Annotated in this window: 1 protein-coding gene; it reads left to right on the top strand. The window is 63.5% G+C overall.

Annotation, left to right across the window (positions count from 1 at the left end):
* The coding region (locus tag KDD36_15235; protein MCB0398002.1) for a type I restriction endonuclease subunit R at positions 1-608 on the top strand (608 nt) is incomplete at both ends.

Here is a 608-nt window from a genome sequence, read left to right on the forward strand (position 1 = left end):
GTTCGAGCTGCAGAAGGTGGCCAACGACACCAGCAAGAGCCTCTACGACCGCAACCATGCCGTCTACCGCCTGCTGCGCTATGGCGTGAAGGTGCGGCCCGAGGCGGGAGAGAACACGGTCACCGTGTGGCTGGTGAAGTGGGCAGATCCGCTGGCCAACGACTTCGCGGTGGCCGAGGAGGTGACCGTGCCCGGAGGCGATCTGGTCAGTGGCGCGAAGGCCAGCACCAAGCGGCCCGACGTGGTGCTGTACGTCAACGGCATCGCGCTGGGCGTGCTGGAGTTGAAGCGTTCCACGGTGTCGGTGTCCGAAGGCATCCGCCAGAACCTGGACAACCAGAAGAAGGAGTTCATCCAACCCTTCTTCTCGACGATGCAGTGGGTGATGGCGGGCAACGACACCGAAGGCCTGCGCTACGCCACCATCGAGACTCCCGAGAAGTACTGGCTTTCGTGGGTCGAGGAGACCGGCGAGTTCGCCGACGAGCCCAACCTGCTGGACCGCCACCTGCTGCAGCTGTGCGCGAAGCACCGGTTCCTGCAGCTGATCCACGACTTCATCGTCTTCGATGCCGGCATCAAGAAGGTGTGCCGGCAGAACCAGTACT

The organism is Flavobacteriales bacterium (genome assembly GCA_020435415.1).
GTDB lineage: Bacteria > Bacteroidota > Bacteroidia > JACJYZ01 > JACJYZ01 > JACJYZ01.